8 protein-coding genes are annotated in these 10,874 nt (G+C 69.0%); 2 read left to right on the plus strand and 6 right to left on the minus strand.

Going from position 1 to position 10,874, the window contains the following annotated elements; translation table 11 throughout:
- Positions 1-13: 13 nt before the first annotated feature.
- Both ACAM51_RS21140 and ACAM51_RS21145 read left to right on the plus strand, forming a co-directional pair.
- Positions 14-2,209, plus strand: coding sequence for a SulP family inorganic anion transporter (locus ACAM51_RS21140; RefSeq protein WP_369641769.1), 2,196 nt, complete (start codon positions 14-16; stop codon positions 2,207-2,209).
- A 161-nt stretch (positions 2,210-2,370) separates the two neighbouring features.
- Positions 2,371-3,879: a DEAD/DEAH box helicase gene (locus ACAM51_RS21145; RefSeq protein ID WP_369641770.1), complete on the plus strand. Its 1,509-nt coding sequence runs from the start codon at positions 2,371-2,373 to the stop codon at positions 3,877-3,879.
- A gap of 76 nt (positions 3,880-3,955) precedes the next feature.
- Here the strand turns inward: ACAM51_RS21145 and ACAM51_RS21150 are convergent, their stop codons facing one another.
- The 6 genes from ACAM51_RS21150 to ACAM51_RS21175 form a co-directional block, all read right to left on the minus strand.
- Positions 3,956-4,480 (minus strand): nitrous oxide reductase accessory protein NosL, encoded by a 525-nt coding sequence (locus ACAM51_RS21150; protein WP_369643865.1) that lies wholly within the window; start codon positions 4,478-4,480, stop codon positions 3,956-3,958.
- 171 nt (positions 4,481-4,651) lie between these two features.
- Complete coding sequence (locus ACAM51_RS21155) at positions 4,652-5,233, minus strand: nitrous oxide reductase accessory protein NosL (protein WP_369641771.1); 582 nt, start codon at positions 5,231-5,233, stop codon at positions 4,652-4,654.
- Positions 5,230-6,045 carry an ABC transporter permease gene (locus tag ACAM51_RS21160; RefSeq protein ID WP_369641772.1) on the minus strand — a complete coding sequence of 272 codons (816 nt, stop codon included), beginning with the start codon at positions 6,043-6,045 and terminating at the stop codon, positions 5,230-5,232. Before ACAM51_RS21160 ends, ACAM51_RS21155 begins: the two co-directional genes overlap by 4 nt.
- Positions 6,046-6,047: 2 nt before the next feature.
- Positions 6,048-6,992 carry an ABC transporter ATP-binding protein gene (locus ACAM51_RS21165; protein ID WP_369641773.1) on the minus strand — a complete coding sequence of 315 codons (945 nt, stop codon included), beginning with the start codon at positions 6,990-6,992 and terminating at the stop codon, positions 6,048-6,050.
- Complete coding sequence (locus tag ACAM51_RS21170; protein ID WP_369641774.1) at positions 6,967-8,253, minus strand: nitrous oxide reductase family maturation protein NosD; 1,287 nt, start codon at positions 8,251-8,253, stop codon at positions 6,967-6,969. The genes ACAM51_RS21165 and ACAM51_RS21170 overlap by 26 nt, the downstream gene beginning before the upstream one ends.
- Positions 8,253-10,874: a 4Fe-4S binding protein gene (locus ACAM51_RS21175; protein WP_369641775.1), complete on the minus strand. Its 2,622-nt coding sequence runs from the start codon at positions 10,872-10,874 to the stop codon at positions 8,253-8,255. Before ACAM51_RS21175 ends, ACAM51_RS21170 begins: the two co-directional genes overlap by 1 nt.

Raw genomic sequence — 10,874 nt, forward strand, 5'->3', positions numbered from 1 at the left:
AAACACCGTTGCCATGTCCGCCACCGCCTTGTCTTCGACGGCTTCGGCCCACGGTCCCTCCGGCGGCGCCAGCAGCGGGGTGGCCGGGCCCCTGCCGCAGCCGCCCTCCTCAGGGGTCGCGGCGGCATGGTCGGCCGCGGCGGTCACGGTGCCCCATGCGGTGGGGCTGGGCCTGCTGGCGTTCGCACCGCTGGCGGGCGACTACCCGCTGGCGGCCCTGGCGCTGTGGTCCGCCGCGCTGCCGGGGCTGCTGCTCACGCTGGCCGCGCCGCGCGCCGGCGTGGTGTATGCGCCCACCACCGTGGTCGCGCTGCTGTTCGCGGCGGTGCTGGCCACCGCCCACGGCGCGGCCCCCGCGCTGGGCCTGAGCGCGCGCCAGGTGCTGGCCGTGAGCGGGGCGACGGTGGGGCTGGCCTTCGTGTTCCAGTGGCTGCTGGGTGTATTGCGGCTCGCTTCCGTGGCGCGGTTCCTGCCGATCTCGGTGACCCACGGCTTCGCCGCGGGGGTGGGCTTGTCCATGGTGGTGGGCCAGGTGCGCAATGGGTTTGGCGCGGGGCCCGACGCGCTGTGGGACGCGCGCACCGGCTGGCATGCGCTGGCGGCCGCGGCCGTGGTGGCCATCGCCTGGGCGCTGCGCCACCGCTGGCCCCGTTCGCCGGGCCTGCTGTCCGCGGTGGTCCTGGTCACGCTGGGGGTGGCGCTGGCCGGGCTGTGGGGCGGCGGCCTGGGGGCCGTGTTCGCACCCGCCGTGCAGCCCAGCAGCTTCGCCGGGCCGCTGTGGCCCGACTGGACGGGCATCCCCTGGATGGCGCTGGCCCAGCAGGAGGGCTCGGCGCTGGTCGTGCTGGCCTTGCTGATGGCCCTGGTCAACAGCCTGGAGATCCTGGTGTTCAACCAGGAGCTGGAACTGGAGCACGGGCTGCGCGGCAATGCCAACCTGGCCCTGCGCCGCGAGAGCCTGCTCGGAGCGCTGTGCGGCCTGGCCGGAATGATCCCCGCATCGACCAGCGCATCGCGTTCGCGCATCGTGCTGGCGCAGGCCGGGGCCTCGCGCGACGCGCCGCGGTGGCATGCGGCGATCATGCTGGGCGTGGCCGCCACGGGCGCATGGTGGCTGCACTGGGTGCCCATGGCCTGCCTGGCGGGAGGCCTGGTGCTGGCGGGGCTGCTGCAGGTGCCGGGCCTCATGTGGTCGCTGCGCTATGCGCGCAGCTCGCGCGTGACCTGGGCGCAGAGCTGGCTGGTGGCGCTGGTGTTCGCCGTCATGGGCGGCGTGGGCGCGCTGGTGGCGGGCCTGGTCGTGGCCACGTTCGTGCTGCTGCACGACTCGGCCGCCAAGGTGCTGCGGCATGTGCGGCTCGATGGCGAACTGCGCTCGCGCCGCCTGCGCCGGGCCGGGTCCGACACCTGGCTCGTTCCGCGCATGAACCAGATCGCCGTCTTTGAGCTGCAGGGAGTGATGTCGTTTGGCGTGGCCGCCCACCTGGCCGAGCAGGTGCGTTTGCTGCTGCAGCCGCGCCACCGGTGGGTGATTCTCGATGCGGGGCGCGTGCCCGCGTGGGACAGCACCGCGCTCGCGCAGCTGCGCGCCCTGGTGCGCGACCTGGGCCACCAGGGCATCGCGGCGGCCGTGGCGGCGCTGGACCCCCTGGCCGCCGAACAGGCCAGGGACCATGTGCGCTCCTTTTCCGATGTGGACCGGGCCCTGGAATGGGCGGAGGCCGGCATCCTGTCGCAGCGGCCCATCGAGCAGCGCCCGGCCCATCCCGCCCGGGACCTGCTGGGCGAGATCGGGGAAGGCGTGCCGCGCGCGGCGAGCGATGCCCTGCTGGCCTTGCTCGAGCGCGAGACGGTGCCGGCACGCGGCGTGGTCTTCAATGCGGGCGACACCGACCACGACCTGCTCGTGGTGCAGTCGGGCCACATCACCCTGGTCACGCAGTGGCCCCCGGAAAAGGGGCTGCGCCTGGCCACCGTCGGTCCGGGCATGGCATTTGGCGAGATGGCGTTCCTCAATGGGGCGGCCCGCAGCGCCAGCGCCGGGGCCGAGCGGGGCAGCGCACACCTGGTGCGCCTGTCCCGCGCGCATTTCGACGCGTGGGCCCGCCAGTACCCGGAGGCGGCGCTCACGGTGATGAATAACCTCGCCCAGATCGGGGCGAGGCGCCTGGCGGCCACCACCCGCCAGCTGCGGGCGGTGCTGGAGTAGTTTTACGTCCAGATGGCATGCAGCGCTTGTCCCTTATGCGCTGGAAGCTATCAAAAACATAGTGAATGGCCGCCGTGCGTGCCCTGCACCACGGCTGCCGACGTGCCGCCAAAACGCTAAAAATGGCATTTTGGGCCACCGGTGCGACAATAGAGGGCTAAATGACAAGTTCCTTTTCCAATCTATCGCTGGCCGAGCCGCTGGCGCGCGCCGTGGCCGAAATGGGCTACGAGTCCATGACGCCCATCCAGGCGCAGGCCATTCCGGTGGTGCTCACCGGCCAGGACGTGATGGGCGCGGCCCAGACCGGCACCGGCAAGACGGCGGCGTTCTCGCTGCCCCTGCTGCAACGCCTGCTCAAGCACGAGAGCAGTTCCACCTCTCCCGCCCGCCACCCCGTGCGCGCGCTGGTGCTGCTGCCCACGCGGGAGCTGGCCGACCAGGTCGCCCAGCAGATCGCGCTGTACGCCAAGTACACCAAGCTGCGCAGCACCGTGGTGTTCGGCGGCATGGACATGAAGCCCCAGACCATCGAGCTCAAGAAGGGCGTCGAAGTGCTGGTGGCCACGCCGGGCCGACTGCTGGACCACATCGAGGCCAAGAACGCGGTGCTCAACCAGGTCGAGTACGTGGTGCTCGACGAGGCCGACCGCATGCTGGACATTGGCTTCCTGCCCGACCTGCAGCGCATCCTGTCCTACCTGCCCAAGCAGCGCACCACGCTCTTGTTCAGCGCCACGTTCTCGCCCGAGATCAAGCGCCTGGCCGGCAGCTACCTGCAGAACCCCGTCACCATCGAGGTGGCCCGCCCGAACGAGACGGCCTCCACGGTGGAGCAGCGCTTCTACAGCGCCAACGACGACGACAAGCGCCGCGCCATCCACCAGGTCCTCAAGACCCGGGGCTTGAAGCAGGCCTTCATCTTCGTGAACAGCAAGCTCGGCTGTGCCCGCCTGGCGCGCAGCCTGGAGCGCGAAGGCCTCAAGACCGCCGCGCTGCACGGCGACAAGAGCCAGGACGAGCGCCTGAAGGCCCTGGAAGCGTTCAAGAAGGGTGAAGTGGACCTGCTGGTGTGCACCGACGTGGCCGCCCGCGGCCTCGACATCAAGGACGTGCCGGCGGTGTTCAACTTCGACGTGCCGTTCAACGCCGAAGACTACGTGCACCGCATTGGCCGCACGGGCCGTGCGGGCGCCTCGGGCCTGGCGGTCACGCTGGTGTCGGGCAGCGATGCCCGCCTGGTGGCCGACATCGAGAAGCTGATCAAGAAAAAGATCGAACTCGAAGCCATCGAATACGAGGAAGACCAGCCGCGTGGCCGCATCAACGACGGCCGCCGCGCCTGGCGCGAAGCGGGCGAGACGGGCGACGGGCGCGATGCGATCTCGGCGGGCCCCCGCCGCGAGCGTGAACGTGAGCGCGAGCACCGTGGCGGCCGCGAATCCCGCGAGACACGCGAGCAGCACCGGGGCTTCCGTCCTGCGGTCGCTTCGCGCGATCCCTTCTTCGAGAAACCGTACGAGGCCAGCACCGCCGCCGATGCGGCCCCTGCCTGGGAAGCCGCCAAGTCGGCGCCGCGCAGCAGCGTGTCGGCCAACATCAAGCCCAAGCGCAAGGTGGCCGCGCTGTTCAAGGCAGTTCAGCCGCAGACCGAGACGTCGGCACAATAATTGGGTGAAATTGGCCGCTGGCGCTTGATGAGCAAGCGCTGGATGCTCTATTTTTGATAGTGCATTGAGATCGTGGCTACGGCTGCGGTGGGCCTGCATGGACGGCATGGTCCTGCCGCCTGCCCGGGGCCAATGACCGTAGCAGCGCCGCGTCGATGGCGCTGAACCCCAAGACCCGCCCACCACGCCGCTGCGCAAAGTGCTGCGCCGCGGCAGCGTCGGCAAAGGCCGGCAGGTTGCCCGCGCGCATGGGCCCTCGCGCGGAAGATCCATGGACATACAGCGCCTGCCGGGCATCCAGCCACGCGCCGGTGTCCGCATCGGTGACGTAGCGGGCCACGATGGCCTGCGCCGTGCGCCCACGCGCATAGTGGCCCACGTTGCCCAGGTACATCATCAGGCTCAGAGGCGAATCCAGGAACTGGGCGTCCCCGTCCGCAAAAATGACCTGCGCCGCCCAGTCGCGCGCGCGGGCCGGGAACATGCCGCACACGGGGCAGCGTGCCTCGGGGGGCACTTCGCGGGCGACCTGTGGCGGCTGGCCCAGCGCGGGGTCGTACGGCGTCGTCGGGGCCACCACGCACACATCGTCGCCCACCATCGCGGCATCGGCGGCTGCCGCCGGGGCGCGGCGCCACCTCGGGGGCCATTGCCAGGCCCCCAGGCTGGCGGTGCCCAGCAGCACCGCCGCCAGCGCCATGCGCCGCGTGGGCGCGCGGGACGGGGCTTGGGCCGAGGGGGCCGGCCGTGGGGGCATGGGGGGCTGCATCGCCTACATCCGCGTGTCGTGCAGTGCCCCGCCGCTCAGGTCCACCATGGCGGGCGTGATCTCGGCAAAGCGCCGCACCTTGCCGCCGTATTCGGCGGCGAACTTCTTCGCGTCGGCCTCTTGCGCGAAGCTGCCGATGGTGGGGCCCATGGAGCCGTGGCGCTTGCCGCCCACCACGTAGAGGGCGGTCTTGCCGTCGATCCAGTGGTCCTGCGGGGCATTCCAGTCGGTCTGGCCCATGTCCTGCACATACACGGCCTGCACGGCGCGCACCTGCTCGCCGGCCAGCAGGGTGCTGAAAAGCTCCACCGTGTCGCAAAAGAACGAGGGCCTGTCCTGCCCCGCGAAACGCACCTGCGCCTTGGGGCCAGGGTAGTCGGCCAGCAGCATGCCGTCGAGTTCGCAGCTGGTGGTGCGGTCGATCTCCACGGGCTGCAGGGACTGCGCGCTGTTGTCCGCCGGGCTGCAGCCGGTCAGGCCCGCGAGGCCGGTGAGCGTGCCCAGCGACGCGAGGGCCGCCCAGCCCAGCAGTTGGCGCCGCGTGGCGCAGGCGCATTGGTATTGGTTGCGGGATTTTTTCGTCATGGCTTGAATCTCCAGCTCGCCAGGCCCAGGGGCACCACGATCCAGCCCGCCATCACCGCGCCCATCTGCCATGGCTTGGCCAGGGCGGGGGGCACGATGCTGGTCAGGCCGTACAGGGTGCGCACGTCGTCGAGCGAGAACACGTTGAGGATGCGGAACACGTCGGCCGGGTTCAGCAGCAGCAGATAGGCCATGGCCTCGCCGCCGACGCTGCCGCCCGTGGCCACCAGGGCGCCCAGCAGCAGCAGGTCGAACACCAGCACAAAAAAGAACCAGGCGGCAATCGCCAGGCCCGAGGCGCGTGTGCGCTCGTGCGTGAGCACCGAGAGCAGCACCGCCATGCTCAGGAACGCCAGCCCCAGCAGCACCGAGCTGATCATGAAGCCGCCGTAGTGGAACAGCGCAGCCCCGCTGAACTGCCGCACCAGCAGCACCGCCACCAGACCGAACCCCGCCAGCGTCGAGAGCGTGAGCGCCGCCGCCAGCCCCAGGTACTTGCCCAGCAGCAGCTCCAGCCGCGTGATGGGCAATGACAGCAGCAGGTCGAGCGAGCCGCGCTCGCGCTCGCCCACGATGGCGTCGAAGCCCAGCAGCAGCGCGATCAGCGGGATGAGGTAGATGACCAGGCTGACCAGGCTGGCGATGGTGAATTCGATGGAACGAAAGCCCACCGTGCCCTGCTGCGCGCCGCCAAAGTAGGCGATGGCCAGCGAGAACACGGTGAACACCAGTGCCACGGCCAGCACCCAGCGGTTGCGCATGCGGTCGCGGAACTCCTTGCCCGCGATGGTGAAGATTTGTTGGAATTCCATGGCTAGCCCTTGCGCAGGTCGAAGTACACATCCTCCAGCGAGGGCTCCTGGATCTGCAGGTCCTGCAGCGCGGAGCCCAGCGGGGCCAGCGCACCCAGCACGGCCATCTTGCTGCCGCGCGGGCAGTCCACGTGCAGGCCTTCCGGCGTTTCCGTCCCGGTGACGCCGGGCACGGCAGCGAGCAGTCCCAGCGCGGCAGGCCGGTCGGCCGCGGCCAGCGTGAGGTGGATGGTCAGCGGCATGTGCGCCTGCTCGCGCAGCGCCTGCACGCTGCCCAGGGCCTGCAGCTTGCCGGAGGCCAGGATGGCCAGGCGGTCCACGCGCTCCTGCAGTTCGGCCAGGATGTGCGAGGTGATGACGATGGTCACGCCACCCGCCTGCAGCCCGCGCAGCGTGGCGTAGAAGTCGCGGATGGCCTGCGGGTCCAGGCCGTTGGTGGGCTCGTCGAGCAGCAGCACCCGGGGCTCGCCCAGCAGGGCCTGTGCAAACCCCAGGCGCTGGCGCATGCCCTTGGAGTATTCGCGCACGGCGCGGTTGCCCGCATGGGCCAGGCCCACGCGTTCCAGCAGCGCGGGGCATTGCGAGAGGGGCGCACCCTTGAGGCGGGCGAAGAAACGCAGCGTCTCCAGCCCGTTCAGGTTGTCGTAGAGCACCACGTTCTCGGGCAGGTAGCCCAGGTGGCGGCGGGCGGCGCGAAAGTCGCGGCCCTGCACCGTGGCGCCGCCCACCCGGATCTTGCCCGAGGTGGCGGGCGTGAGGCCCAGGATCATCTTGAACAGCGTGCTCTTGCCCGCGCCGTTGTGGCCGATGAGGCCGAAGATCTCGCCGCGCGCGATGCGCAGGTCGAGGCCGTCCACGGCGTGCAGTGCGCCGTAGTGCTTGTGCGCGCCCCGCACCTCGATGGCGGGGGGCTCGCTCAGGTCAATGGGGGGAGGGTTGCGTGTCACGCTGAAAATTCCGTTGGGGTTGGTTCGGTTGCATGCGGGGTTTTGGGTCCACCACGGTGGGCACGCGCAGCACCGGAAACTGCTGGCCCACCAGGCGCAGCGCCTGCACGGCAGGGCTGGCCAGCAGCAGCTTGATGGCGGGGTGGCGCCAGGTCAGGCGGTCCACCATGTCGTTGGCCTCGTAAGGCACGTCGCCCACGCCGTTGCCGTCGCGGTCCCAGCCGAGGTAGTTGCTCCAGTGGTTGCCGCCCTCGGTGCCCCAGCGCTCGTCGCGGGCGCCCACATAGCGCACCTGCTCGCGGTTGCCGATGAAGTCGTTGCCTTCGACCTTGTTGTTTTTGGAGCCGGCCGACAGGTGCACGCCCACCGTGTTGCGGGTCACCAGGTTGCCGCGCAGGGTGATGTACTCCACGTCGTAGATGAAGAACCCCCGGGCGTTTTCGGCCACCACGTTGTTCTCGATCACCGAGTCCTGCAGGGTGCGCAGCATGATGCCGTGGTCGCTGTTGCCCCACGCGCGGTTGTTGCGCACCACCTGGTCGCGCACCTCCATCAGCGCCAGGCCGCCACGGTTGAGGTAGGTATCGTTGTCCTCCCACAGGTTGTAGTAGGAGTTCATGTAGTGCGTGCCGTAGCGGCTGTGGTGCAGCCGGTTGCCGCGAAACACCGCGTGGTGCGACACGTCCACATACAGCGCGTCGCGCACAAAGCTGATGTGGTTGCCCTCGATGCGTGCGCCCGTGGTGTTGTACAGCTGTACGCCGTTGCCGCGCTGCGACGAGTTCACATCGCGCAGGCCGGTGATGGTGTTGTGCAGCACCTGGACGTCGTTGGCCTTCTCGATCCACAGGCCGAACAGGTTGTAGGTGAGGTCGTTGTGGCGCACCACGGCGCGGTGCGCGCCAGGGAAGATGTAGATGCCCGCGTTCTGGTCCTTGAGGCTGGTGCCCGAGTCGCGCACGATCAGCCCCTCGATCACTACGTCAGGCGCGGTGACGCGGATGGTGTCGCCCGCCTGCCCGCCGCTGAGCGTGGGGCGGTCGATGCCGCGCAGGGTCAGGGCCTTGTCGATGCGCAGGTTCACGCGGTAGAAGCCCCGCTGCACCTCCACCGTGTCGCCCGGCGCGGCGGCCGTGATGGCGGCCTGCAGGTCCTGGCCGGGGCGCACCAACACGGTGGCGGCGTGGGCGGGCAGGGCCAGCAGGCACGCAGCCAGCGCCACGCATGCGGTGAATGCGGTGGCAGCAAGGGGGGGCTTCATCACGCCAGTCCCACCACGGCCTTGATGGCCAGGAAAAGCGCCGCGCCGATCAGCAGGTTCTTGAAGCCCACGTAGCTCAACATGTCCATCACGCCCGCCCGGCGGTACTGGCCCTGCCACCAGGGGCCGTCCTTTACATAGCGCTTGCCCGACAGGCGGATCAGCACCTCGTACACGCTCCAGCCAAACCACCAGCCGATGATGGCGCCCGACGACAACGTGCCCAGGGCGGTCATCACCCAGGCCACGCTGGCGGCCACGGCCAGCGAGAAGCCTGCCATTTGCAGGCCACGGCCTGATGCCCAGCCTTCGCGGCTCCAGGGCCACAGGTGGTCCACCAGCTCCAGCCAGAGCCAGCGCAGGCCTTGGCTTCCAGCCTTGTGGGCGGGGTGTGCAGGCGTTGTGGGCATGCGCGGGTCGGGCCCCTGGGCGGCCTTGGCCGAGATCTGGTCCTGCACCGTGGCGGGGTGGATCGGGATGAAATAGCCGTTCTTGCCGATGGGCGTGATTTCCAGGCCGTCCTTTTCGCGGCGTTTGCGCTCCTTGGCCAGTGGCGGGCAGCCCTTGGTGTCGGTGTAGAGAATCATGCAGTCCAGGCAGTGCAGGCACTCGCGGTGGTCGATGCGGCCGTCGGCGTCGATGGCCTGGGCGCCGCAGCCCACGGCGCAGGCCTTGCAGCTGTTGCAGTCCTGCTTGCGCTTGAGGCCAAACCAGCGGAACGTGCTGGGCATGGCCAGCGAGGCGCCCAGCGGGCAGATGTATTTGCAGTAGGGCCGCTCGATGAAGATCGACACGCCCAGGATGGCCGCCACGAACAGGCTGTAGGGCCAGGCGCGGTTCATCACACCGACCAGGAAGGTGGTCTTGAACGGCTCCACCTCGGCCAGCTTTTCGGCCAGTCCCATGGAGAACATCGACACCACCAGCAGCCCGAAGAACACCGCGTACTTGACCCACTTGAGCCGGTCGTGCCACTTTGGCGGCAGCTGGGTCTGAAAGCGCTTGAGGCCCAGGGCACGCGCGACCTTGTAGATGCCCTCCTGCAGCGAGCCGAACGGACACATCCAGCCGCAGAACAACCCGCGCCCGAACAGGAACACGGTGACGATGATGAAGATCCAGAACAGGAAGATGAACGGGTCGGACAGGAACAGCGACCAGGTCCACTGGAACAGCAGCGAATGGAACCAGGTCAGCACCTGCGTGATGGAGGGCTGCGCCATGGCGCCAAAACCGATCCAGCCAATGCTGAGTGCCCAGAAGCTGTACTTGAAGCCGTTGACGGGCCATTTGTTCTTGTGGGTGGACAGGCGCGTGAGCTTCTCGCGCAGGGCGTACACCACGGTCACGGCGATCAGCAGCACGGCGAACAGCGCGATCTCCACCGCGCGCGACTTCCACACGCGCACCCAGGGGGCGTCGGGCTCGTCGAGGGTGGGGCGCCCGTCTTGCAGCATGGCGGCGGGCAGCCAGTAGGGCGTGTCGAAGCTGGTGAAGCTGCGCGCGCCCGTGGCGCGGTCCACGCGGTTGCCCAGAAAGCTCAGCTTCCACGGGTAGGCGGCCGAGAACGCGGGTGAGCGGATGATGAAAATGACCGACTCGTTGTAGCTGGGCGCGCCTGCGGCCTCGATGCCGTACAGGTTGAGCGCGTCCAGGTCGCGGAATGTGAACGAATCCGCCCCCTGGCGCACCTGCACACGGTCGTAGATGCCGCCGCGCACGAAGCCCGAGCCCTTGAACGATTCCTTGCCGCCGGTGCGGATGATGAAGAAGGCGTGTTCGCCCTCCTTGAGCTGCAGGCGCAGGTTGTTCCAGCCGTTCTCGCCCAGCAGGCTCCTGCCCAGGTCGGGGTGGTTCAGGTCGCCAAACCACAGCTCGATGAACGGGTCGGGGCCCTTGTCCAGCCCCACCTGTTCGGGCGCCACCCGCAGGCGCTGTACGGTGCGTTGCTGCACCAGCTCGGCCCAGCTCAGGCGCTTGCCGGTTTCCGCATAGCGGGCCGGCTCGCGCACTGTGGGCGCGAGGATGCCCACCTGCCGCGCCACGGCCGAGCCCGAGGCCATCATGACCTGGTTCTGTGCGATGACGGTGACGGTGGCGCCCGAGATGGCGTCGAGGCCCAGCACGTTTTCATCGGGGCGCGACTGGCCCACCTCGATCTTGTCGGCCACCGACTTGCCCAGGTACTGGGCGTTGAACTTGAGCAGCGCAGATTCCGGAATGCCCAGCAGCAAGATGGGCTCGGAATGCTTGAGCACCTTCACGCCCACGAAGCGGCCCTCCTTGTCCATGCCGATCAGCGTGACCACGGGCTTGCCCGAGTAGGCGGGGGTGTCCGTGATGTCGGTGGACAGCATCACATAGCCCAGCAGCTTTTTCTGGGCACTGTTGTTGTCGTAGGCCTCCACATAGGGCGGCTGGCCCTTGCGTTCAGAAAAATGACTGGCGCCGGGAAACACGTCCTTGCACGGCACCAGCGCGCACATGTCGCGCGCGGTAGCGAGTTCCGCAGGCAGCTCGGCCTCGTAGGCGCCTGCCGCAGCATGCGCGCGCGGCGCCAGCCAAAGTGCTGCCAACAAGACCAGAAGAAGCGTGGCGAACTGCCGACGAAGGGAAATCAT

It is taken from the genome of Acidovorax sp. A79 (assembly GCF_041154505.1).
GTDB lineage: Bacteria > Pseudomonadota > Gammaproteobacteria > Burkholderiales > Burkholderiaceae_C > Acidovorax.